The organism is Candidatus Aenigmatarchaeota archaeon (assembly GCA_016932615.1).
In the GTDB taxonomy this organism is placed as follows: Archaea; Aenigmatarchaeota; Aenigmatarchaeia; order QMZS01; family QMZS01; genus JAFGCN01.
This window is the reverse complement of sequence record JAFGCN010000029.1, coordinates 1-23,593: the sequence shown is the minus strand read 5'-3', so window position 1 is coordinate 23,593 and position 23,593 is coordinate 1. Positions and strand designations below refer to the sequence as shown.

26 protein-coding genes and 1 tRNA gene are annotated in these 23,593 nt (G+C 46.1%); 14 read left to right on the top strand and 13 right to left on the bottom strand.

Translation table 11 applies throughout. The features are described 5' to 3' along the window. Positions 1-3: 3 nt before the first annotated feature. The 3 genes from JW727_06890 to JW727_06880 all read right to left on the bottom strand — a co-directional run bounded on the left by JW727_06890 (position 4) and on the right by JW727_06880 (position 3,366). Complete coding sequence (locus tag JW727_06890; GenBank protein ID MBN2095747.1) at positions 4-819, bottom strand: hypothetical protein; 816 nt, start codon at positions 817-819, stop codon at positions 4-6. After that, complete coding sequence (locus JW727_06885) at positions 816-1,826, bottom strand: RNA 3'-terminal phosphate cyclase (protein MBN2095746.1); 1,011 nt, start codon at positions 1,824-1,826, stop codon at positions 816-818. The genes JW727_06890 and JW727_06885 overlap by 4 nt, the downstream gene beginning before the upstream one ends. A 91-nt stretch (positions 1,827-1,917) precedes the next feature. Then, positions 1,918-3,366, bottom strand: coding sequence for a serine dehydratase subunit alpha family protein (locus tag JW727_06880; protein ID MBN2095745.1), 1,449 nt, complete (start codon positions 3,364-3,366; stop codon positions 1,918-1,920). Between the two features lie 91 nt (positions 3,367-3,457). On the opposite strand from JW727_06880, the gene JW727_06875 reads away from it, so the two are divergent. Beyond that, positions 3,458-4,261 (top strand): radical SAM protein, encoded by an 804-nt coding sequence (locus JW727_06875; GenBank protein ID MBN2095744.1) that lies wholly within the window; start codon positions 3,458-3,460, stop codon positions 4,259-4,261. Here the strand turns inward: JW727_06875 and JW727_06870 are convergent, their stop codons facing one another. Further along, positions 4,262-5,077 carry a hypothetical protein gene (locus JW727_06870; protein ID MBN2095743.1) on the bottom strand — a complete coding sequence of 272 codons (816 nt, stop codon included), beginning with the start codon at positions 5,075-5,077 and terminating at the stop codon, positions 4,262-4,264. It lies immediately after the preceding gene. 62 nt (positions 5,078-5,139) lie between these two features. On the opposite strand from JW727_06870, the gene JW727_06865 reads away from it, so the two are divergent. From JW727_06865 to JW727_06855, 3 genes are all read left to right on the top strand, one after another. Further along, positions 5,140-5,357, top strand: a tRNA-Gly gene (locus JW727_06865). Positions 5,358-5,390: 33 nt separating this feature from the next. Further along, positions 5,391-6,398 carry a hypothetical protein gene (locus JW727_06860; GenBank protein ID MBN2095742.1) on the top strand — a complete coding sequence of 336 codons (1,008 nt, stop codon included), beginning with the start codon at positions 5,391-5,393 and terminating at the stop codon, positions 6,396-6,398. 44 nt (positions 6,399-6,442) lie between these two features. Then, positions 6,443-7,177, top strand: a complete 735-nt coding sequence (locus JW727_06855) for an eight-cysteine-cluster domain-containing protein (protein MBN2095741.1) — start codon at positions 6,443-6,445, stop codon at positions 7,175-7,177. Positions 7,178-7,198: 21 nt separating this feature from the next. Here JW727_06855 and pyk read toward each other — a convergent pair whose 3' ends face one another. Further along, on the bottom strand, positions 7,199-8,617 hold the full coding sequence (pyk, locus tag JW727_06850; GenBank protein ID MBN2095740.1) for a pyruvate kinase: 1,419 nt from the start codon (positions 8,615-8,617) through the stop codon (positions 7,199-7,201). 70 nt (positions 8,618-8,687) lie between these two features. On the opposite strand from pyk, the gene JW727_06845 reads away from it, so the two are divergent. Further along, complete coding sequence (locus JW727_06845) at positions 8,688-9,044, top strand: prefoldin subunit (GenBank protein MBN2095739.1); 357 nt, start codon at positions 8,688-8,690, stop codon at positions 9,042-9,044. Between the two features lie 143 nt (positions 9,045-9,187). Here JW727_06845 and JW727_06840 read toward each other — a convergent pair whose 3' ends face one another. Beyond that, on the bottom strand, positions 9,188-9,505 hold the full coding sequence (locus tag JW727_06840) for a 30S ribosomal protein S10 (GenBank protein MBN2095738.1): 318 nt from the start codon (positions 9,503-9,505) through the stop codon (positions 9,188-9,190). Positions 9,506-9,582: 77 nt separating this feature from the next. Here JW727_06840 and JW727_06835 point away from each other — a divergent pair, with 77 nt between their 5' ends. From JW727_06835 to mvk, 6 genes are all read left to right on the top strand, one after another. Further along, on the top strand, positions 9,583-10,578 hold the full coding sequence (locus JW727_06835) for a DNA double-strand break repair nuclease NurA (GenBank protein MBN2095737.1): 996 nt from the start codon (positions 9,583-9,585) through the stop codon (positions 10,576-10,578). A gap of 19 nt (positions 10,579-10,597) precedes the next feature. Beyond that, entirely contained in the window at positions 10,598-11,239 is a 642-nt protein-coding gene (locus JW727_06830) for an SdpI family protein (protein MBN2095736.1), read from the top strand. Then, positions 11,236-11,586 (top strand): DUF192 domain-containing protein, encoded by a 351-nt coding sequence (locus JW727_06825; protein ID MBN2095735.1) that lies wholly within the window; start codon positions 11,236-11,238, stop codon positions 11,584-11,586. Before JW727_06830 ends, JW727_06825 begins: the two co-directional genes overlap by 4 nt. Positions 11,587-11,623: 37 nt before the next feature. After that, positions 11,624-12,973, top strand: a complete 1,350-nt coding sequence (cca, locus tag JW727_06820; protein MBN2095734.1) for a CCA tRNA nucleotidyltransferase — start codon at positions 11,624-11,626, stop codon at positions 12,971-12,973. A 723-nt stretch (positions 12,974-13,696) separates the two neighbouring features. After that, on the top strand, positions 13,697-14,668 hold the full coding sequence (gene mvaD / locus JW727_06815; GenBank protein ID MBN2095733.1) for a diphosphomevalonate decarboxylase: 972 nt from the start codon (positions 13,697-13,699) through the stop codon (positions 14,666-14,668). 68 nt (positions 14,669-14,736) lie between these two features. Beyond that, positions 14,737-15,684, top strand: coding sequence for a mevalonate kinase (gene mvk, locus JW727_06810; protein MBN2095732.1), 948 nt, complete (start codon positions 14,737-14,739; stop codon positions 15,682-15,684). 7 nt (positions 15,685-15,691) lie between these two features. On the opposite strand, the gene JW727_06805 is transcribed toward mvk, so the two are convergent. Then, on the bottom strand, positions 15,692-16,207 hold the full coding sequence (locus JW727_06805; GenBank protein MBN2095731.1) for an NUDIX hydrolase: 516 nt from the start codon (positions 16,205-16,207) through the stop codon (positions 15,692-15,694). Positions 16,208-16,229: 22 nt separating this feature from the next. Here JW727_06805 and JW727_06800 point away from each other — a divergent pair, with 22 nt between their 5' ends. Further along, complete coding sequence (locus JW727_06800; protein MBN2095730.1) at positions 16,230-17,006, top strand: HAD family hydrolase; 777 nt, start codon at positions 16,230-16,232, stop codon at positions 17,004-17,006. Positions 17,007-17,013: 7 nt separating this feature from the next. Here the strand turns inward: JW727_06800 and JW727_06795 are convergent, their stop codons facing one another. Then, positions 17,014-17,430, bottom strand: a complete 417-nt coding sequence (locus tag JW727_06795; protein MBN2095729.1) for an NUDIX hydrolase — start codon at positions 17,428-17,430, stop codon at positions 17,014-17,016. Positions 17,431-17,444: 14 nt separating this feature from the next. Between JW727_06795 and JW727_06790 the strand changes: the two genes are divergently transcribed. Beyond that, positions 17,445-18,569, top strand: a complete 1,125-nt coding sequence (locus JW727_06790; protein MBN2095728.1) for a hypothetical protein — start codon at positions 17,445-17,447, stop codon at positions 18,567-18,569. A gap of 32 nt (positions 18,570-18,601) precedes the next feature. Next, entirely contained in the window at positions 18,602-19,243 is a 642-nt protein-coding gene (locus tag JW727_06785; GenBank protein MBN2095727.1) for an N-glycosylase/DNA lyase, read from the top strand. Between the two features lie 9 nt (positions 19,244-19,252). Here the strand turns inward: JW727_06785 and JW727_06780 are convergent, their stop codons facing one another. From JW727_06780 to JW727_06760, 5 genes are all read right to left on the bottom strand, one after another. Further along, a complete protein-coding gene (locus JW727_06780) occupies positions 19,253-20,176 on the bottom strand; it encodes an FAD-dependent oxidoreductase (GenBank protein MBN2095726.1) in 924 nt (307 codons plus the stop codon). A gap of 8 nt (positions 20,177-20,184) precedes the next feature. Further along, positions 20,185-21,051, bottom strand: a complete 867-nt coding sequence (locus tag JW727_06775; GenBank protein MBN2095725.1) for an EamA family transporter — start codon at positions 21,049-21,051, stop codon at positions 20,185-20,187. Between the two features lie 21 nt (positions 21,052-21,072). Then, on the bottom strand, positions 21,073-21,510 hold the full coding sequence (locus JW727_06770; GenBank protein MBN2095724.1) for a hypothetical protein: 438 nt from the start codon (positions 21,508-21,510) through the stop codon (positions 21,073-21,075). Continuing rightward, positions 21,507-22,763, bottom strand: a complete 1,257-nt coding sequence (serS, locus tag JW727_06765) for a serine--tRNA ligase (protein ID MBN2095723.1) — start codon at positions 22,761-22,763, stop codon at positions 21,507-21,509. Before serS ends, JW727_06770 begins: the two co-directional genes overlap by 4 nt. A gap of 24 nt (positions 22,764-22,787) precedes the next feature. Beyond that, a partial coding sequence (locus tag JW727_06760; GenBank protein MBN2095722.1) for a hypothetical protein occupies positions 22,788-23,593 on the bottom strand: 806 nt, incomplete at its 5' end.

Here is a 23,593-nt window from a genome sequence, read left to right as displayed (position 1 = left end):
TTTTCATTTACGCCTCTTTTTATTATTCTCATTATAATATAGATTTTTGAGGTTTACCATTGCGCTAGGTACTGAGATAAATATCACGCCTAGGAGAGCAATTAGATATTGGATGAATTTTTCTCTAGACTGCTCAAATTCTTCGGGTTTTAGGAAATTATAAGAGTTACTTACAATTAATTTCCTAAATTTGCCTTCGGAATCATAGCCTTCTATCCTGAATTCTATGCTTGTAACATTGGCCGGGGCTATGAAGGCTATCTGGTCAGAAAAAATTTCAGTTTCGAAACTTTTGTTCAAATAACTAAATTTGACTTTAGATGTAGTATTATATAAGGTTGGAGAATACTTGCAATATACTTTTTCTCCTACAAATATAATATTTCCCGATGCAGTGCAGTTTATGTTTCCTTCGATGAGATTTGGCTGATTTTCATTTCTCAGTACCAAGTTGAGTTCATAACCCCCCAAGACAGAAGTTATGAACAGTAGACCTATACAAAAAAATATGAACATTACTAGAACAGTATCTATAAACCAATGATTTGGTATGTTTCGTAATATTCTTTTTTTACTTAAATATCTGAAAAAATCTTCCAAGTTAGTTCTGAGGAGTAAGAATAGAGCTATCAGTAGTACTAGTATGTATAGGATTAAGTTTGTTAAAGACTTACCAAAATAATAGGAGATTGCATTGTAGGGGTATATGAGGATAAGTCCTAAAAACAGTATCCCTGTGAGGATGCAGAATAGGTTAAATATTATTTTAAAGAACTCGGATTTTTTCATAATTTTAATGTTGTTAATATTGGTTTTCATATCCCTACCTCAACCAACCCGTCCTTTTCAGCTACTTTGAATTTCCTATCCAAAAACTGCTCAATCACCCAGATGTTTGTCTTTGCGTGGTTTGACAAGTCTTTTACAAGAAAGCTGGAGTGGCCTTCCGCCAGGGCCATGAAGGGAAGAATCTGGTCTGCAAGGTTTCTGTCAACTGTCGCCTTAGACTCGATGAGCTCCTTTAGGGTTTTGGCGGCCGCCTTTCCAATGTCTTCAGCTTTTTTTCCGACTTCTCCGAGGGCGTTTCCGCCAAGAAGCGTCGGCTCAGACCAGAGGTCGATTCCGGTTCCAGTCGACGGGGAATAAACATACCTGGTTTTTATTTCAATTGGGGTTTTCAGCCCTTTCAATAGTTCCTCTGCGCCTGCTTTCTGCCTTTCTGCGACTTTTGCGCCCCTGAGGTTTTCGGTTGCAACTGAAAGCCCACTCACTGATTTTATTTCGTGGGCGAAAATATGGCCCTTCATTTTTGAGGGGCTTATTCTTGCAATGGCTTTAGCGCCCCCCCTAGGGTAAAAGCCGTGCTTTATGATTTCGATTTCGCCCCTAAATCCAAATTTCCTGATTGTCGGGAGAAAAACGTTCTGGAGGTACGGAACAGACGGCGCCCATTTTCCGAAAGTCGCGCCTCCCTCGACTTCGACAATGAGCTCTTTTTCTGTGTTCACCGAGGAAAGAATTATTGCCTGCAAAAGAAGCCCAATTGACCCGGCTGTGCCGATGCTGATTTTGAGGTGGTTTTCTTTCATCTCACCCGGGCTGAAGGTTATCTCTGTCGAGCCAAGCTCGTCCCCCGTAAGTTTGCCGTTGTAGAGCATGGAAACCGCCTTTATCGCTGAGAGGTGCTGTGCCTTAAGCCCCGCCTGCGGCCGGTTTGCCCGGATGTTGTAAATCCTGACCGGAGTTTTAGTAAGAGCTGACAAGGCAACGCTTGTCCGAAGAATCTGCCCTCCGCCTTCAAGGTAGCTTCCGTCGATTTCAATCATAAAAACCTTTCTTTTTAGAAATAGGGTGGCTTTACCCCAAAGAAAAATTATTTTTCCTAAACTCCACTCCATATCAAGGGATCATTTGCACTTACCTCAACATGGTTTCCTGAACAATTACCTGGTCAGTTTTGACCATGGCGTTGGAGATTTTGCCGATATTCTGCAGCGTCTGTTCAACGGTTTCAGCCAGAATGCCGTTGTCCAATGGCACAGTAACCTCTTGCATGGCAAGCAGTGCGCTTTCAACTGCTGCTTCTGATGAGGTGGCCAGCTTAAGGGCGCATCCTTCTTTGGCGCCATCACAGATAATTCCTATAATGTTAGCGGCCACATTGTTGATGGCGCCAGTGATCTTTTTTTCGTCTCCTCCCAGGTAAAAGCTTATCCCTGCTGCCGCGCCGATTCCAGCTTTTACTGCGCAGCCGCAAAGTGCGGACAAGTGTCCGGCGTAATAAGCAATATAGGAAGTCAGCAAATGGGACAGAGCCAATGCTGACATCAAGCGCTTTTTTTGCTCGGTTGCACTAATATTTAGCTGCTCTGCGCCAATTCTGTCTGCCACGGCCATGATTGGGAGCGTGGCAGCAATTCCCTGGTTGCCAGAACCTGCCGTGCTCATGGCCGCCCGCATTGCCCCACCCATTCGGGCATCGGCTGCCGCTGCCACTTTTATCTTGGCATAATTTGTCATGTCATCTGCCAAAATCCCGTCATCGACCAGCTTTTGAAGGGACTTACCAAGCTTTAATCCGTGGCGCCCCTCCAAACCCTTCAGGCTTAAGTCGGTGTTTATCTGGATATTTTTTTCAAGCAGGATCCACGCCTGCGAGTCCAAATTTTGCGCTGTATCAATCATGTCTCTCAGGGACATTTTAGACAGCTTCAGAAGCTGATTGTCCTGGTTTTCCGTTGCAATATCGTTTGCTTCGTCCTTGTACAGGACTTCCATAGAATTGGCAATGTAAGAGAAGTGCGTATGCGAGTGGCTTATTCTTGCTTCTGAGCATTTAGTTTTGTCTTCGGTTTTGAAGCTTAGCTGCACACGAACATTGAGGTCGGCCTGTCCAGTCCAGGAATCCACCACCTCAACATTAAACCGGACATTCCTCCTTAGGGATTTGGCCTTGGCGATTAGCTCAGGGTTGATAGCTGAAAACAAATTAAGCATTTCTCCAGCGCTTTTTTGACCCAATGGAGAAAAAATCCCAAGCGCTGCTGCAAACTCGATACCCTTTTCCATCTGGTCGATTAGCTCATCAGGCATCGGCAGGTTTACTGATAGAGCATTCTTGAAAACATTTCTGTCGACTTCAATTCTTACTGCCTCTAGCTGGGACAGTAACTCTGCTTCTGAAGCGGATGCTGTAGCCAGTGCTTGAGTCTCTTCTGGCTTTTTCTGCAGGAAGCAGGGCAACTTGCCTTGGGAGGCTAAAAAAGCTGCGCTGCTGGCAAGACCTATCACCACAACTTCGGTGCAGCCCAGTGCCGGCCTGACATTGGCTGCTAAAAATTCACTCAGGTTGAATGTTTGGCTCATAAGAATAACCCTTTGAAGTAAAAGTAATCTGCTTGGGTGCTTTCGTCGGACTAGGTATTTTGAAATATTCAATAACCAGCACCAGAATCTTATGGAAGTAAGGGAAATCCAGGCCAAGTCCTGCCTGAATGAGAGCAAAATCACCGATTATGTGATTAATCCTTACACCGGGTGCCAGCACGGCTGCGCCTACTGCTACGCAACGTTTATAAAGCGGTTCCAGCATATCGATGCCGAATGGGGAAAGTTTGTCTTTGCCAAGGTAAACTGCCCGGAGCTTCTGGAAAAAGAGCTGCTTTTAGCAAGACCCGGCGACATTTGGCTTTCAAGCGTTACCGACTGCTATATGCCGCTTGAGGCAAAATATGGCCTGACCCGAAAAATCCTTGAAGTGCTTGAAAAGTCGCCCCGCAAAAAGGATTTCCCTGTAGAGGTTCTGACAAAGTCCTCTCTTGTAAGGAGGGACTTTGATTTGCTTAAGGCCATTGACGCCGAGCTTGGAATGTCAGTTAATACGCTTGACGAAAAAACCTCCCGTGTTCTGGAGCCACTTGCTTCCTCACCCCCGGAAAGAGTCAATACATTGAAGGAGGCAAAAGAAAAGGGACTTCGGGTTTACGCTTTTATCTCGCCTGTGATGCCCGGAATCACAAACCTGGAAGAGCTTTTTAGGGAGCTTAGTTTCTGCGACTACTGCTACATTGAGCTTTTGAACACCAAGAAATATATTCTTGATCGTCTAATGCCGGTCTTTGAAGCGAATTTTCCGGATAAGGTGCCTCTTTTGAGGGGCTACATAGCCGACCCGGGCACCTTTTACCGCCAGGTGCAGGTCGAGGCAAGGGCTCTTGAGAAAAAACACGGGCTTAAAATTAAGGAAATAAGTTTGCATTGATTATTTTGGGTTAATATACGTCCATGGATATTTTAGTCTGCTTCCAAAATACACAAGCCCACCAATTTTTTTGAAGTGCTTAGAATGACCTAGTCGTTTATTTTGTTTTAGATAATCTTCTCTAATGCAACTGCCGTTTTGTTTATTGAATTGCATCCTTAGAACATCATCTCCCCAAGGTGCAACCTCTAGTTCTCCGGGTGTGAACGTGTAATCTATTTTGATAAATAGTATGTACTTGCTACCCTTGGGAATATCTTTGCGATTCGCATCTTCTAAATTTGTTCTAATGGAGTCTATTCTTGATTCTAGTTGCACTCCGCACAATCCCAGTTGACATCTGGAGGATCCATCATTTTTCTCCAAAATGAACTTTCCAATGCGGGTTGAGTTTAGAATTAGCTCCTTCTCCAATAATTTTACTTGGGGGTTCATTTCTTTATGAATGATGTCGACTATTTTTTTGTTTTGAGAAAGTTTGTAGTTTTGGTTTGGATAGAACTGCACTACATAGGGTAGAAGTATTTTTTCTAGTCTTGAATTAAGATCATTTATGCCTGTTTGTCGTTTTATGTAAACTGGATCATGGATTCTTTTTACCTCTACGTAGAATGGATCTTTAGTCCCCGATATCTTAAATTCGGGAGGTTTTTTCAGTTGACCGGGTTCATATTCTAAAGTATAACTCTCTTCAATATAGTGTATCGCTACCTCAATTTCAGCAAGAGCATCTTTCTTCTGTTCTCCTGAGTTTTGGTCATACCTATCAAGCAAAGCAATTCCATTTTTAACCTTTTTCAGTATTAGGTCTCTCATTTTTTGGTCTAGATTATCAATTTCTTGTAACATAATCAAGTATTTTTATGACTATTAATTATGCGGCCATAGTTTAGTGGCATGACACTGGCTTCCCATGAAGACTTTCTTTGCGAAAGAAAGTCCTCAACGTCAAAGAAAGCATATTCCCGCTTCGCGGAAGTATAACCTGACGCCGGAAACAGCCAGTAACCCGGGTTCGAAGCAACCCTTTCGGCCAGTTTGGCTAAAAGGTCTGCACCCCAAAAAGGTGCTGTTGGCGAAACTCCCGGTGGCCGCATTTTCTTTAACTTACATCAAAATAACCTAAGTTATGGATAGGCGAATCTTATCCTGGCTGATATTTGCAATCTTTGTCATTTCGCCAACCTTGGCAGATAACCTCACCTGCCAATACAGGACAACTCAGAATGTAACTAACGAGACAATCGTGTTTTATTTCAGGGGAGTTCCTCTCGATTCGCCGTTGCTTGAAGTAAGGGATGCGGTTTACCAGGGCAACAGCCAGGACGCTTCTTACAGGTGGACTTACCAGTTCAAAGTCTATAATATGTACACAAGCTACCTTGATGTTCAGGTGCAATATCGTGTGGATGGAGTTATATATTACGCCGATCTGACAATCGCTCCGGGGCAATACGAGCCAGTTGTGGGGAGGGGAGGCGGCGGCGTTGGCCCGGACTTCAACAGCATCACGTTTAACATATCCTCTCCTGATGGAATAACTATGGGTCGGGAAAACATGACTTTTGTGGTTGAAATCTGCAGGGAGTGTTCCGGAAAAGTCTGCCTTAATGACGGAGACGCATGCAAGCTCTCCAGCGAGTGCGGAGGCGGCTTTTGCGTCATAGGGCGCTGCTCTAACAACGAAAGCTGCCCTGGTGGTAATTGCACCTGCCCGGAGGGTGAAGTGCTCTGCACAGTTAATATGTCTTGCGTCAGGGCCAATTCAGTTCCGATAGGTTCTGCGACTATATGCGGCTTGCCACAGGAATGCACCACAGAATACCTCAATGCTGAAACAGGGCTTTGCGAAAATGCTGCTGTGCATTTGGACCAGGGCAATGCCATTAAAGAGCGGCTGGAAAATATTCTGGATTCAAAACTCCCCGAAGGGTCTTCGAAAGGCGCCACCTTGATAGCAATTGGCCTTGCTTTGGTAGTTCTTCTGGCAGCAATCGTGGCCGCTATATACTACTATCTCAGGTACCGGTTTATACACGACTCTCCAAAAACCCCTCCTCCATCCAGATACAGGGTCAAAGATGGCAGGCAAGCTCCGGAGAAAGGACTGTCTGGCAAAGGCAGGAAAGAACGTTAAGCTGCTTGGACGTTTCGCTTTAAATCCACAAACCGGAATTAATTATGCCTTCAAAAGTTTCTTCCAAAGCAAAGCCAAAACAAAAATCAAAGGGTTTCGACTTGTCGAGCGAAAGAAACCTCAAGCTTCTGGCTGTTTTTGTGTTTATTGCTTCAGTTGTCATTTTTGCCTCCCATGCTCCTGAAAGGGGAGTTCCATGCACCAATAAGTGCGGAGATGGTGTTTGCCAGGATGTCGTCTGCGAAGCAATCGGCTGCCCGTGCCTGGAAACGCCAGAGTCCTGCCCGAAGGATTGCCAGAGTGGGTTTGTGATGAGCGAAAGCGAAATCAGGCAGATGGCAGACGATTATGTGAGGCGGCTTTACTGCTTTAACAATTACAATTCAAGCAACCTCGTGCTGAAGGGCTTTGAAAAAGTCTCAGATGAGCACAGCGGAATCTATGAGGTGACTTACCAGTTTGACGTGGACACGCCGCTTCTCCCGGACAACATAAAGCTCTTCGATGTTGACCTCATAATCTCGGACAATGTGGTTGTCAGCGCGAACGTAACACAGCACGAGAAAAGTGCGGCAACCACTGAAGACTTTTGCGGCTATTCGACAGGCGACCCGTGCGAAACAGATTCCGACTGCATAACCGGCGGGTGTTCCGGGCAGGTGTGCCAGTCAAAAAGCAGGGGCGGCATGGTCACGGACTGCGAATGGAGGGACTGCTACGACGCATCAAAATACAATAAGTCCTGCAAGTGCATTGGGAATAAGTGCGCTTGGTCCTAAATATTCAGGCAGAAAGAAAAACTATTTCTTGGAGTTTCTTGTAAGGAGCTTTTCGGCCTCCACGAACATCATCGCGTTTGTGGTGGCTTCCTTATATTCCCCGATTATGCCGATTTTTTCCTTGGGGTCGATTTTGCCGCTTGTTACAAGCTTTGTAACGCCCTCCTGAATGAGGTCGAACATCGTTTTTGAGTGGTCGGCCAAAACGCCTTCAACTCCGTAGAGAAGTGACATTTTTCTGAGTATGATTTCATTCGGCACTAGCGCGAAGACCTTTGCCCTTGGCCTGTAGCGGGAAACGACTTTTGCAGAAAGGCCTGTCTTTGTTGGGACTATGAGGGTTTTGAGCTTAAGCTCGTTTGACATGGAAACAAAATTACGGGCGATGCAGTCGGCAAGGCAGCGGGGGTCCTTGCAGAGAGTGCAGTGCTCGATGTCCGAAATCTCGGCTTCTTTTGCAATCTTTGCCATTGTCGAGACTGTCTCAAGCGGGTATTTTCCAAGAGTCGTTTCTCCTGAAAGCATGGTTGCGTCAGCCCCCTGGAAAACCGCGTTTGCGACGTCGCTTATCTCTGCCCTTGTTGGCCGGGGGTTTTTCCTCATGGACTCAAGCATCTCGGTTGCGACAATGCAGAACTTGTGGTGCTTGTTTGCAAGCTCAATCATCTTTTTCTGCAAAATGGGAACTTTTTCCATGGCAACTTCAACTGCAAGGTCGCCTCTTGCAACCATTATGCCATCAGAGACCTTTACGATCTCCTCAAGGTTCTCGATTGCCTGTGAGGTCTCGATTTTTGATATGACTTCAACGTGCTCGGCATTAAGCTCTTTAAGGTAATCGCGAAGCTTCTGGACATCTTCTATGTTTCTTACAAAAGAGTATGCTATAAAATCAATTCCCCGTTCTACTCCGAACTTTATGTCTCCCCTGTCCTTTTCACTCATGCTGGGAAGGCGCACCTGAGAGTCAGGAAGGTTTATGCTTCTTTTCGAGTAAATGACTCCGTTGTTCATTACCTTGCATATGACGTCTTTTCCCTGGACTTCGACAACCCTGATTTCGATTCGGGCGTTGTCTATAAGCACCCTGTCACCGGGCTTTGCGTCCTTGTAAAAATCCTTGTAATTCATCGAGAACTGTTTTTCGTTTCCCAAAACGTCCTCGAATTTAATTGTAAGAATGTCCCCCTCCTTAATGGGGTATTCATGGTCAGGAATCTCGAACTGGAGCGTCCTGAGCTCTGGCCCCTGAGTATCTAGCATTATGCCAATGCTGGGGTCGATTGCCCTGAAGTTCTTTATCCTTGGTCCCTGCTCGTCAAAACCGCCATGCGAGAAGTTGAGCCGCGCGACGTTCAGACCTGCCTCTATAAGCTTTTTTATCATTTCAGGCGGCTCGCTTGAGGGCCCGATAGTCGCAACAATTTTTGTCTTTTTCATTAGATTAAATGGCTCTAAAAATATATATGCTCTCAGTTCTTTTGGCTATATATCCTAAACATTCCTAATTATGGTGGAATTGTCTAAAGAAGGCCAGGAACTGCTCATGAAAGTGCAGTCCGAAAACCAGCAGCTTCAGTCGATAATGGTGCAGAACCAGAATATCGAGATGCAGGTTGCGGAAATAAACGAAGCACTTAAGGAAATAAAAGGAAAGGATGAGGTTTATAAGGAAATTGCCGGCCTTTTGGTAAAGTCTGACGCAAAGAAGGTGCAGGAGGAGCTTGAGGAAACCCTTGAATTCCTGAAGCTCAAGAAAAAGCAGTTCACTGAGCAGGAGTCCGCAATAAAGAAATCCCTTGACGAGCAGCAGAGAAAGCTTATGGGTATGCTTCAGGGCGGCAAAGGCGCTGGAATGGCGGAGTAATTAGGCTAAAAAATCGGCGAATAGTTGGTATTATTTTATCGAGACTTATGAGCTATTTTAATATGTCCTGGCGGCCAAGCAGAAATTTTAGTAGCATAAAACTGAGATTTTAAGACCATCAAAATGGAATTGCCTTTTTTAGATTAGCTCATCATCTTGACTTCGATGTTTACGTCTTCTGGAATCTGGATCCGCATAATCTGGTAAAGGGCCCGTTCGCTTTCGCCGATTTCAAGGACTCTGCTGTGCACCCTGAGTTCCCAGCGGTCAAACTTCGAGTTTCCGTGGCCGGTTCCGGTCTTCATCTGCCTTAGAACAGGCACTTTAAGCTTCTTTGTTGGAAGCGGCACAGGCCCTCTGACAGAAGCGCCGAATTTCTCGACGTCCTCCTTTATTTTCCTGGCTACCTCTTCAAGCTTTTCCGGGTCTCTGCTCCACAGCTTAATTCTAGCCCTTTGCATAAAAGTATATGATAAATTTAAAATGCACACATTCTGCTCCCTTTTTTCAGCCAAATCTATAGTATTCTTGGGAAATTATGGAGCATTTGCGAAATATTGACACTTTGGTCGAGAAAATCCAGGCATTGGAGTCCAAGAAAAGGGAGGCGGCTCTGGCTTTGAGGGAGGAAAAACAGCTTATCTGGACAGTAAATAAGGTCCCCTTGGGAAACCTCAGGATTGGGGGAGAGGACGGCGGAATTACGAAAAAATGCACGCACTTGGTCGATTTTGTGTTCTTGAGGGCGGTTTCCGCCATTTTCGAGTACCGGGGCGGAAAGCTATTTGACGTCAAATATTACCCCTCCATGAGCCCTTCGCCTGAAATGGACTACTCCACAGACCCCCTTTCGGAAGCGGAATTTGGCATTTTCTGGAGTCTCCGGCGGCTTAAAAAAGAGCTGGGGCTTAGCGTAGACACTATAAAAAAGCACGCGCCTGACGTCTTTCTTCTTGACGGAAGCTTGATAATCCACCCAGGGGACGTGCCAAAGAGCGAAAGCGCGGTTTATGGGGATTATGAAGAGGTCAAGGCGAAAATAGCTGAGCTTTACGAACTTGGCCGGCAAAAAAGTTGCCTTATCGCGGGAGTTGTGGAGGATAGCAGGAGTTCGGCCTTCTGCAATTTTGTCAAAAAGGAAATCCTGGAAAAAAATCCTGCCTCGAAGCTTAATAAGTGGATTGAAGTGTTCAGGAAGACAAAAGACACAAACCTGCTCCATTACATGCTCAAAAAGGGAGAGGCAACAGCCGAAATTGAGCTTGGAGACGGGATAAAATGCATTTACATGAAAACCGCCGAGTTTGACCGCCCAATAAGAATTGAGTATATGGGCGACGGAAAGCGCGTTGCTGAAATAATCTTTACCCTGTCCTGCGAGAGCCGGACTTATGGCTTTCCAAACGTGCTGATTGAGGCAGACCAGAGGGCAAAGCTGTCCGAAGCGGACTTTTTGTACTACACAAACCACATTGCAGCGCGGCTTGGCATCCACGACCTGTTTTTCCTGAGGCGCGAAAACCGGCCTTTTTAGCAGATTGTCTATTAGAATTATGGCTATCCGTAAGTCGACAGGGGTTTCAATTCTGGTGGCGATTGTTTTGCTTGCCGCAGGGCTATTTCTTTACCCCGCCCTTCCGGAAGAGCTTGCTTCCCATTGGGGGCTTCAGGGGGAGGTCAATGGATACATGCCAAAATTTCTCGGGGTGATTTTCATTCCCCTCGTCGTTCTTGCCATGGCGGCTATCTTTGAAGTTATCCCCCGAATTGACCCCTACAAGGAAAACATCAAAAAATTTTCCGGAGAGTATGGCCGCTTTGTGGTTTTGCTTTCTGCGTTCCTTGCAGCGATTCAGGCAATGGTTCTGGCTTGGAACCTGGGATACTTGTTTGACATGTCCCGCTTTATCTTTGCCGGCATTGGAATCCTGTTTTTCTTCATAGGGGATATTCTTGAGAAGTCGAAGCGAAACTGGTTTGTTGGCGTGCGGACTCCCTGGACTCTTGTAAGCGACAGGGTCTGGGAGAAGACAAACAAGCTTGGCGGCAGGGCTTTTCGGGCAATAGGAATAGTAATGGCGATTGGCGCAATCTTCTATAAGCCGCTTGTTATCGAGCTTATTGCTGTGGTGCTTCTTCTTGTTTTTGGCCTGTTTGTGTATTCATACCTTGAGTTCAGGAAAATAAAAAAATGAGTTATGCAGTTTTTCGCGGTAAAAGAAAGCTTTGCCTTGCAGAGATGGTGGCGGGCATTGGCGCGAAGACAGGGCTGATGTTTCGCCGAAAACTGAAAAGAGGCGAAGGGCTTATACTCAAGATTCCAAACTGCAGGGTGAGCATACACACAATGTTTGTCTTTTTCCCGATAGACCTCTTTTTCCTGGATGCCCGGGGCAAAGTAGTCGAAGTCGCAAAACTTGCTCCCTGGAGAATTTACCTTCCAAAAAAGAAGGCAGCGCATCTTCTTGAGGCAAACGCAGGAGAGCTTTCAGTCAAGGTTGGCGATCGGCTTTCCTTCAGGAAATCAGGCATCAGGAATTAAGAATGGGGGTTTAATATTGGCTTTGATATAATAGCTTATGGATGACCTCGAGCTGAGGATAATCGAAAAGATAAAGCCGAAAAAGGACGAATCTAACGCGATATTCTTTTTTGTCGACCAGCTCCTGGCTGTTGCCGAGAGGGTAGCAAAGCCATTTTCGGCATACCCTGTAATAGTCGGCTCGATTGCAAAGGACACTTTTTTAAAGAATGGCTATGATGTCGACCTGTTTATCGTCTTTCGCGAAAAGATAAAACGCGAAAAGCTGGAGGAGTTCGGTCTTTTGATAGGAACTACTATCTCTGAGGACATGGGCGGAAAGTACAACCTAAAATATGCTGAGCACCCTTACGTAAGGGCGGAAATATCCGGCCACAGCGTCGATATCGTGCCCTGCTATGAATTTACTGCTGGAAATAAGGTGATTTCCGCAGTTGACCGCTCCCCGCTTCACACGAGATATGTAAAGGAGCACCTGACAGGGTACATGAAAGACCAGGCACGGCTCATGAAATATTTCTGCAAGCAGACAGATGTTTACGGGGCGGACGCAAGGCATGAAGGCGTCAGCGGATATCTCTGCGAGCTTTTCATAATCCAGTGGGGAAGCTTTGCAAAAGCCCTCGAAAAAATCTCAAAGCTTGACTTTAGGTCTTATATCGACATTGATGGAATCTCTTCAGAAAGGGAGGCAAAAAAGCAGTTTCGGGAAGCCCTTATCTTTATAGACCCGACTGACAAGGACAGAAATGTCGCATCCCCTCTTTCCCCGCAGAATTTTTTCCGGCTGAAAAAGGAGGCAAAAAAGTACACTGAAGGCGGAAGCTTTCCAGCCCTCAAAAAGAAAGTTGTGAACCTCCTTGTGGAGAAGCTGAAAAGCGAGAGAGGGACTTCTTTTGCGGGAGCCAGGTTCCGCCCGCCCGAGATGGTGCCGGAAAATCTTTACCCCCAGCTTCGGAGGTTTGAGCGCCACCTTGCAAGGCACCTGCACGAAAATGGCTTTGGTGTTGTGCGCCACCTGTCTTGGACAGATGAGGAAAATCTTGCCGTAATTGTGGTGGAAGTCGAGAGCTCTACACTTTCCAGATACAGGTCGCAGGCAGGCCCTACGATATTTTCCGGAGAGATAGATAACTTTCTTGAAAAATACCTTGGTGGAAAGTACCCCCCCTACATTGAGCGCGGCCAGTTTTTTGCAACAGTGAAGCGGCGGCTCCAGAACGTGGATACCGCAGTAAAGGATTTTCTCAGCAACCGGCGCGAGGAAATTCCGGGAAAAATTTCCGAACAGAAGATAAGGGTTCTTAAGGAAGAGGAGATAATTGAATTGTCGAGGGAAAACAAGGACTTTAACTCTTACCTTGCCGGAAAGTACCTGGAAATATAATTGGTGAGTCCGCAATAATCTGCCTTTTGTGGCTTCTTCGCGCCTGCCAAGGGCAGGCGGTCACAAGGGAAGCTTCGGACATTTGTCTAGGCGCCGTTCTTAGGGCTTGCATCTCATACCGGGATAGCCGCAATTTCCAATCTTTCGGGCGTTCCATCGCCTTTTTTCGCTCATTTGTTGAACGCCTAAAGAGCTTTTCTTGTATCGGCAGTCCATGGCCTTCTCAGGCACGCTTTCAGTCGATGGGCAGAATTTCCTCCCTGCCGGGCAGGGGCGGTCCGACTCCGGCTCACCATTATTATCTATGATTGCCTGCTATTTATTGTTTTTTACGTCAATTGCCTTTAGGGGAATCAACAGTAATATATAATTTTCCCTAGTGTAGGTAATGCCCGAACAACCAAATGGACCAGTATATATCCCAGATCGGCTTCTGACACCTATGTATGCCAACCCACAAGATGTGCCCTCAGTTAGGAGGATTTTGGGGCCCGATGGCGTTGATGTTATCCTAGGACCAGATGATGGAGATTTAAGTGTGGAGGCTGCCCTGCAGAAGTATCATTTTGGCCTAATAGGTGGAACGCAGAAGCAACGTACTAATTTGCCAGACTTGACTGCTTCAGGGCCATTAAGACCTCATTCTGAATTGGCTCACACAAGGTAACTTTTTCTTAACTTTTCTCTTAAATTATGAAAGTTTCAGCAATAGCAAACGCGAATATGGCCTTGGTAAAGTACTGGGGCAAGAGAGATACAGGCCTTATGCTTCCCAAGAACGGGAGCATCAGCATGACCACAGACGGGCTTTTTGCCCACACTACCGTCGAATTTAACCCTTCGTTCAAGGAGGACAAGTTTATCTTCAATGGCTTGCTTCAGGACACTACAACTGACGCATACAAGGAGTATGTGGGGTTTTTCCTGGGGCTTGTCCGGAAAATGACCAAAAACAAGGACAAGGTGAAGATTTCAAGCAACAACAACTTCCCGACTGCCGCCGGGTTAGCTTCATCAGCCGCCGGTTTTGCAGCCCTTGCGGCGGCAGTTAACGGCGCTTTGGGCCTTGGGCTTAACGAAAAAGAGCTAAGCATGCTTGCCAGAAGGGGCTCTGGCTCGGCTACAAGGTCGATTTCGGGCGGTTTTGTTGAGTGGAAAAGGGGCGAAAAGGAAGATGGTACTGACTCTTACGGGGAGCAAATTGTGCCGCCCGACTACTGGCAGGACTTTCGGATGCTTTTCTGCATCACGAGCCTGAAGGAAAAGAAGGTAAAATCCCGCGCGGGAATGAGCCAGACCCTGAAGACCTCTCCAATGTACCCGGGGTGGCTTTCAACTGTTGGCGAGGACCTAAACAAGGTCCGGCAGGGTATAAAGGACAGGAATTTTACCGTTGTAGGAAGAACTGCCGAGGAAAACTGCCTTAAGATGCACTCAACTATGATTACCACAAAGCCCTCGATAATCTACTGGAAGCCCGAAACCGTCAAATTAATGCACGCTGTGATGGACTGGAGAGATGATGGGCTTGAGTCTTATTTTACGATGGACGCGGGGCCTCAGGTAAAGATAATGTGCCTTGAAAAAGACCTTGAGGAGATAAAGGGCAGGGTGCAGAAGCTTGGAATCACTGAAGAGATTATCGTTTCAAAACCCGGATCAGGAGTGAAGCTTACCGGAGAACACCTATTTTAAGTATTTTTGAATTTTTCGTCAATTGTCTAAACTAGGTTCACTTAAATAACTAGCAGTGTTCATAATAGATGGTCACGGTAAGCGCACCAGGAAAACTGATGTTTTTTGGGGAGCATGCGGCGGTGTATGGAGTTCCATGCATAGCTCTGGCAATAAACCAAAGACTGTACTGCACTGTCAAAAAAAGGCAGGACGGAAAAATTATCTTCAACTTTCCGGATCTGGAGCTTAAGAATTATGAATACCGCCCCGGCTCAAACGACCGGAGGGTATGCTTTATTGCAAGGGCCATCCTAAACACCCTTGGAGACCCGTATTCTCATGGCGGCTTTGAGGTCGAGACCCGCTCGGAGATGAAAAAGGGAGTAGGCACTTCTTCCGGCTGCGTGGTTTCGCTGATAGTTGCCTTGAATGAGCTTTTCAAACTTAATTTGTCCAAGGAGCAGATGTTCCATATCGCTTATAAGACAGTTCTTGACGTTCAGGGAAAGGGCTCTGGGTATGATGTTGCAACTTCCCTTTATGGGGGATTTATCAAATATCTCAAGGGCCAGATTCCCCAGGAATTGGGCTGCCCTAGAGACCTTTTGCTTGTAATGGGGCACACCAATATCAAGGCAGACACTGTTGAACTAATCGACAGGGTTGCAAAAAAGAAGGATCATTATCCTCACTTTTTCAATGAGGTTTTGTGGCTTACCAAACAGTGCGTTGACGAGGCAGAAATTTCCCTTGAAAACGACGACCTTGAAGGAATCGCAGACATGATGAATTTTGTGCACGGTCTCCTGAATGGCATGGGCGTATCTCACCCGAAACTTGAGGAGCTTATCTTTGCTTCAAGAAAGGCGGGTGCGCTTGGGGCGAAGCTTTCGGGGGCCGGAGGCGGCGACTGCATGATTGCGCTGGTAACGCCCGAAACAAAGGATTCAGTAATGTCTGCAATAAAGGAGCATGGCGGCATTCCTCTTGAGATTAAGGTTTCAGAAGGCGCAAGGGTAGAGTCTTGTGATTAAATCCGGATTAATTAATCTTTTCCGCCTCTTTTATGATTCCAAGAAGCACCTGGGCTGCCGGCGTGAATTTTTCAATGTCCCTGAAGGCGTCTTCGATTGAAACATATCTGGGGTTTGCCGCGTCAGACACAGTTTCCTTTGGCTCCTGCTTGGGGTCAACTGGCTCAAGCGCCACCAAGTAGCCGTGGTAAGATTTTCCGCTGTCGCTGTAGGAAATACTCGCCTCGTTTTCATTAACCGTTGCAATGAAGTTTTCACCTTCAATGTTTCTGGAGCCATCTGGAAAGCGATAGCCGTAAATTGGCTTTGAGTCGATGCCTGTTTCTTCCTTTACCTCCCGGATGGCGTTTTCGTACTCGCTTTTGTCGGTATCCTTCCGCCCTCCTCCGGGAATTACATATTTGCCGTACTGGGTTGGGTCGCTTCTTTTCTGCCTTGTTGCGATAAGAATCTCTTTCTTGGGATTTTTGCCTTCTAAGGCAGTTTCCCTTTTTACATACCCCCATGCAATTTCATTTACCATAACTGGGTGGTACTTTAAATAAATGCTTGGAGCTTATTTTATGTCGCTTTTCATTTTCGATGTTGGTGGAATTTTCAGGGACTCTTCAAGGGCAATATATGAAGGGTTTAGGCGAGGGTTCGAGCTGGAAGGATTGCCTTATGAGTTCAAGGTGGATGATGTCTGGCACCTGAGAGGTATAGAGGGATTTAACAATTCCCGCAGAGCTGCCTTGGCTCTTTTTTCGGTTCAAAGAGCCGGGCTTGACCTTGGGAAAATACTTGAAGGGGACAAGCCTACCAGTGAAATCACCACCCTAATCTGGGACTTGACTTCGGGCCGTGACAAAAAAACGATTGATCGAATATGGGGCCAGTATAAAAAATTTTTTTCTTCTGAAGAAGCCCGGCAGTACATGACAATTTATCCTGGCTGCGAAGAGGCAGTTGGCAAGATGGCAGAAGTTTATGATATGGTGATTCTTTCAAATTCATCTAAAAAAACAATCGAGAGGGATATACCGTTCACGAAACACTTTGATAAAGTCTATGGGCGGGAATCTGTTCCTGCGCCTAAGCCTTCATCAAAAGGAATTTTAAAGGTTGTGGATGAATGTGGATATTCCCGCAACAAGGGTCAGGTCTACTATGTTGGTGATTCCGTCAGCGATGTTATTGCATCAAAGAAAGCAAGAGTCAATGCAGTGGCTCTTTATGGGGGCATGGGTCTTAAAAAGCACCTTGAGAGGGAACGCCCCTGGTATCTATTTCGGGATGTGCCTGAAATGTCTGCCTACTTTCTTGAAAAGTTGCCGGGTTGAAATTCCTCTAGATTAAACCTTCGTCAATAAGCATTTGCTTATGGTCATACGCAAGTTTCATATTTCTTACTTTTTCTGGGGAAAACCATTTAATTTCAGTGCCTTTTTCTAAGGGCTTTGGAATTCCCTTTTTTATCCGGCAAATGCTTGGAAGGCAGATTATTGTTTCCGTTGGGTGCCTTCCAATTTTGTCATAGTATCTTCCTGTGAATCTAATAACCTCTAATTCCACACCAATCTCTTCTTGTGCTTCTCTAGCAAGCGCCTCTTTTACGGTTTCGTTCCATTCGACATGCCCCGAAACAAGCCCCCAGAACCCAGGAAATACCTTGGACTCTTCTGAGCGCTTAACGAGAAGGAGATATCCCTTTTCATCTGTGATTATGGCATCCACGCCCACGTAAGGATGGTCTTTGTTTTTCATAAATATAATTAATAATGACCCTTAGAATAGTCAGCACTTTTCCAAAGAATTCAGTAATCTCTTCTAAAATTAAACCTTGCCAGGAGCAAATTTCTGGCAGGTTGAACGAAAAGCTCTTATCTTCCTCTTCAGAAATGGCAATTTTTGAAGTGTCCGTTCCAAAAGGTTGCGCCAAGGAGTACTTGCATGAAGGTGACTCGCTGATAGTTGTTCTTAGTGGGCCAGTAATGTTTAGTCATGGAGCGCATAAAGAGGAACTGAGAAGCGGAAATTTCAGATTCATAACGGGAGGAACTCCTTATGTAATTGAGGGTAATCAAGACCATAAAGCGTTATTCTGCAGGTTTGAATCTGGTTCTAATCTGGATGGCGGTGGCAACGGAAAGGAAATCGTTTTGCTGGACAGGAATAGAGCGACTGATTACTTAATGAAGCAGAAATCAGAGAGCAATCCAGAAAACAAATTTCCGATAAACATTACCACTAACCTGGGGATGACACGAGAGGTCTATACACCAAAATCAATTTTGAAGAGTTGCGGCTATGTTGACCTGAGCTTTGCGGCATTGATAGAGGTATTTGTGCCTTCCATTAAAAGCATAGAGAAAGCAAGTAAGACTCTTGGGAACGATTTTGACCAGTTTCTTGTAAAATTAAATGAAACCGCCTTGAATAGGAGCGGAGGACTGCTGAACGGTGATGACCGAGACATTCACGGAAATGTATGGGACGAATTATTTATCGTTATTTCTGGAGAATTGACCTTTGTTGAATTTGAGCCCAGCGAAGAGATAAAAGAGCTAATGAGAGCTAACAACGGATCTGTTTATGAATTGGATTCTGCTAGCGAAGTGAGGAAAAGAAATTTTAAAAATCTGACGATAAGGCGGTTGGGGGTGGGAGATATCTATTTTTCCCCAGCAGGATGTGCTCATGGTGTATTTCATGGCAAGGATGCCCTCTATTTGGTTTTCATAAATAAAAACAAGGAGTTTGAGCATTGGATGGGAGAATTTTGGGGCAAGGGGTCACTGAAATACAATTTAAACAGGAAGTTCTCAGAAGAGCTGAAAAAAGGAAATGTGGGGAGTGTTTCAAGCTACTGGGGAGAATACCATAAAAAGACAGCTTCTCAGTAAGGAGGTTTTTTAGCTATTTCCGGTAATATCTTATGAATTCCATTGGTAGGATCTTGTCAAGGGTCCGGAAACTAAAAAATTCCAAGGTTAGAAACATAATTGATTTTCGGATGAAGGAGTTCGAACATGCAGGAAAAATGTCTGGCACCGAAATTTTCAAGGAACTCTGTTTCTGCCTCTTGACAGCAAACTTCAATGCAGAGCGAAGCATCAAGATACAGAAGGAAATTGGCGATGGGTTTATCACTCTCCATTTGGAGGAACTTTCCGAAAAGCTTGCCTCTTTTGGACACCGCTACCCGAACGCAAGGGCGGCGTACATTTTCGAAGCAAGAAAACACAAAGATACTCTCAAGGAAAACCTCGAAGGAATGCCTGACGATTTTTCGGCAAGGGAGTGGCTGGTGTGCAACGTAAAGGGATTAGGTTACAAGGAAGCAAGCCACTTTCTCCGAAACATTGGCAGGAAAAACCTTGCAATAATTGATTTTCATATCGTTGACATATTGGCGGAAAACAAGCTCATAGAGCCGCCGAAGTCGAAGTGCCTTACAAAGAAGAAGTATCTTGAAATTGAGGAAGTATTAAGAGCTATTGGACAGAAAGCAGGCCTTAACCCGGCAGAGCTTGACCTTTACCTCTGGTATATGGAAACCGGAAAAGTCCTGAAATAGCCGGCCGGGCTAATTTTCCTCTGGCTTTCTTGCCAGGTATTTGAACGCGGAAATGGATGCCATTGCGCCCTGGCCTGCGGCGATGATTATCTGCTTTTCAGGAATGCTTGTGACGTCTCCGGCAGCAAAAAGCCCCCCGACACTGGTTTCGCACCGGTCGTTTACGATTATCTCTCCCCTTTCATTTATTTTAAGCGCCCCTTCCGGATTAAAGGGAAGGTTTGCCGGGGCTGAGCCGATTTCGATAAAGACGCCACCAACACCTAGCTCTTTTTCGCCGCTCTCTTGTGAGGATATTTTTATCTTTTCGACAAACCTGCTTCCGGCAATCTCCCTTACGAAGGCGCCTGAAAATATTTCCACTTTGCCTGAGGCCTTTATCTTGTCAAGCACTATTGCGTCCCCGGAGATTTTTTCGCCCTTGTCTATCAGGTAAACCTTATTTGCGATTTTTGTCATCTGCAGGGCTGCGTCAAGCGCAGAGTTTCCGCCTCCAATAACCGCCACAGTTTTGCCCTTGTAGAGTGGCCCGTCGCAGGTTGCGCAGTAAGTTATTCCTTTATGAAATAATTCCTCCTCACCGGCTACATTAAGCTTTCTGGGGCTTCTTCCAAGGGCGATAAGAAGCGTTCTGGCAGTAAATGTTGAGTCTTCAGTTTTTACCTCAAAAAGCCCTCCCTTTTTTTCGGCTGAAGTGACCTTGTCGAGAAGGACTTCAAGCCCGAAGGAATTTACATGCTCCTCGAACTTCTGGGCAAGCTCAGGCCCGGTTATGAACTGAAAGCCAGGGTAGTTTGTGATCTGCGAGCTCCAGGCGGCCTGCCCTCCAATGGACTCTGAAATCACCAGTGTCTTCATCTTTTTTCTTGCAGCGTAGATTGTTGCGGCAATGCCTGCAGGACCTGCGCCGATAATTATGAGGTCATATGCCATAATAGAAGTTAGCTAAATAGGATTATCAGCAGTGCTCCGGCAAGCATGAGCACTGTTGCAAAGAGGCGCCTCTTGAAATGCTTTTCCTTAAGCCCCATCCCGCCATAGCATACAGTAAGAAGCGAGCCGGTTCTCTTTACAGCCGCAACATATGAAACCTGAGTCATGCTGAAGGCAATCACCTGGCAGACCTGGCTGAGGGCGTTTACCCCTCCAAGTGGCAGAAGCTTTCTTATGTTTTTTGGAATAGCCCTTATTTTTTTGCCAGATTTCAGAAGCATAACTGGAGTAAGCAAAAGCGTCAGCATGCCGTTAAATGCTATCGCCCAGAAGACGGGTGAGGAATTGAGAATGCCTACCTTGTCTATGAGAGTGGTTACGCCCCATATTATTGTAACGGCAATCATTATCCTGGAGCCCTTGTGTTTTGCCAGGGTCCTGAATGGGTCAAGAAGGCTGTCGCATTCTTTCCTGACGTTCAGGGAATACGTTCCTACAATCATTAGGAGTACCCCCACAAGCCCGTAAATATTTGGGTACTCTCCAAGGACAAGGGGAGCAGTAATTAAGAGGAACGCCGGCTCAAGGCTTATCAGGGGGATGACTCTTGATATCTCGGATTTTTTGAGGGCTTTCATGAAGAGTATTGTGGCGGCGACATTTAGCAGGGCGCCAAGGAAAAGCGCCTGCCAGAACGAGGAGCCCAGCGGAGGTATTTCAATGAACAGCAGGAGTGGGCACAGCACAAGGAACGCAAAAAACCTTAGCGACCAGCCGGAGATATACTCGTCAAATTCCCTGAGGCAATTCTTGCTTAGGATGTCCTTGGCCGAGGAGAACGCGGCATTTAGGATTGCGAAGACAAACCCGGCCATTATTATCCTGGCAGATTAATTTTAGAATCCCTGCTTGCCGGAAATCTCTTTTGTTAGGACTTCTTCAAAGTCCGACATCTCTCGGGAGAACAGGCCAAGCGCTTTGTAATTGTCGGAGATGAGGCGGGAGTAGAAAAGCAGTTTTTCATTAAGCTCTTTTGAAATTGGCTTCTCTTGGGTGGTTTCCCAGATTTCATCATTAACCCAGTCCCGCTTTCCAAGGTCAATCCATTTTGCGTGGTACTTTCTTACGAACTGTCCGCTTTCCAGGATGAGGACGTCCCATTCAGAGGTAGGCGGCCTGCTTTTCGGAAAATTCTTTCTTTCGACTAAAGCCTGTCGTATCACCCGAGGCCCTTTTGAGGTACAGTCGAAAGAGATAACTTCAGTATCACTGATGGATATGGAAATAAAAAACTGTTCGCTTGGAGTTGGGTTACTGTCGACTTCGATATTCATATCACGTCTTTTCCGACAAATGGCCTCAAAACTTTTGGCACGATTATGCTTCCGTCCTTTTGCTGGTTGTTTTCAAGGATGCAGGAAAGCGTCCTTTCGGTTGCGCAGGCAGTGCAGTTAAGCGCGTGGACAAACTCTTTTTCCCCCCCGAATTTCCCGAACCGGATGTTCAACTTTCTTGGCTGGTAGTCCGTGCAGTTCGAGCCGGACACAAGCTCCCTGAATGTTTTCTGTGCAGGAAACCATGCCTCAAGGTCGTACTTCTTTGCGGCGTTGTCGTTCATGTCGCCGCTCGCGATGTTTACGATTCTGTAAGGAAGCTCGAGTGCCTGGTAAATCTTCTCTGCGTTTGCAATCAGTTCCTCATGCAGCTTCCAGGAGTCTTCAGGTTTGCACAGGATAAATTGCTCGACTTTATCGAACTGGTGGACCCTGAAAATGCCTTTGGTGTCCTTTCCATGGCTTCCGGCCTCTTTCCTGAAGCACGTGGAGTAACCCGCATATTTGATTGGAAGCAGGGCTTCCTCCAGGACTTCTCCCGAGTGAAATGAAGCAATCGACTGCTCGGAGGTTGCAATCATGTAGGCGTCTTCGCCGTCAAGCTTGTAGAGCGAACTCTGGAAGTCTCCAAGCTCCGCAGCACCCTTCATGAACTCTTCCTTAATGAAGTAAGGCGTCCAGAGTGGGGTAAAGCCGCTTTTGCCAAGCGTGTCAAGCGCAAGCTTTATCAGCCCAAGGTTCATAAGGGCAAGGTCACCCTTAAGAAAGTATGCCCTGGCGCCGGATATCCTGGCAGCCCTTTCAAGCTCGGCAAACCTTTCGACAAGGTCCGCGTGGCCCTTTGGCTCGAAGTCAAACTCCCTTGGCGTTCCCCAGGTCCTCACCGTGACGTTTCCAAGGTCGCTTGGCGCAGTTGGAACGGAGTCGTGAAGAATATTCCCTACCCGGTACCTGTAAGAGTCCCGCTCTTCCAGCAGCCGGTCAAGCTCCGCGTTTTTAATCGTAATCTCCTCGTCAAGCTTAAGGGACTCTTCAATCTCGCTGTCAGCATTTTCCCCGTTCTTTTTCTTCATGCCGATTTCCTTTGAAATCCTGTTCTTTTTCGCCTTAAGCTCTTCAAGGTCTTTAAGCCGGGCCCTCCAGCCATCGTCAAGCTCTATTACCTTCTGGGCAACAGAAACATCCTTAAACCTCTTTTTCTCGCTCTCCAGAATCACCGAAGGGTTTTCCCTGAAAAGTTTTATGTCAAGCATAATGTTAGTGGAATATATTAAATTTCATTTCCTGCTGTCCAGGTATCGCTTCAGCTCAAGCAGTTCCTTTCTGGAGTGTATGTTGAATATCGGGTGCTCTGTGATATAGCCGAACATGCCGCCGTTCTTGATAATTTTCGGGTAAACATCCTCCTGTAAAGTCCACTTTACCGAGCCCTTGGGAATGTACTCGAAAATCTTCTTGTCGCAGACTGCCGCAAAGGCAGAAGCAATATTCCTTTTCTCGCCGGAACCTTCATAGTGCCCGATAATCTGGTTTCCGGACATAGAGATGCTTCCAAGCTTCTTGTCAGAGCTTCCGGGCGTTACCGCAAGCGTGACTGTCCCCTTGAATATTGCGCTGTTGATTTCGTGCTTTCTGATAAGGTCAGAAAAGTCAAACTCGTAGAACTGGTCGATTGGAAGTATGAGGAACTTCTGGCCGAGCTTGTCTTTTGCAAGCTCAAGGGTTTTGGCGTTTCCCATCTCTTTACGCTCCTCAATGTAGATAATCTCGGCGTTTTCGAACTTGTCGCCGAACGTTTCAAAGCAGGCATCCACTACTTCCTTCTGGGCAATTATGTAAATTTTTCCGAAGTAAGACAGTTTTTCAAGGAGAAGCTCCAGCATGCACTTGTCCTTGAAAACAGGCACCAGGAACTTGAACTTTCCGTCGACTTTCAGCTTTTCGGGGTCGCCTCCGCCGAGTATGACCGCGGTCTCGGAGTCCTTAAGGTACTTTCTTATGCACTCCTCAACAAATTCAGACCGTGAGCTGAAATGCACGCTATCAACCTGCTTGTCCGCTTCCTTTACAAGTTCCTTATCCA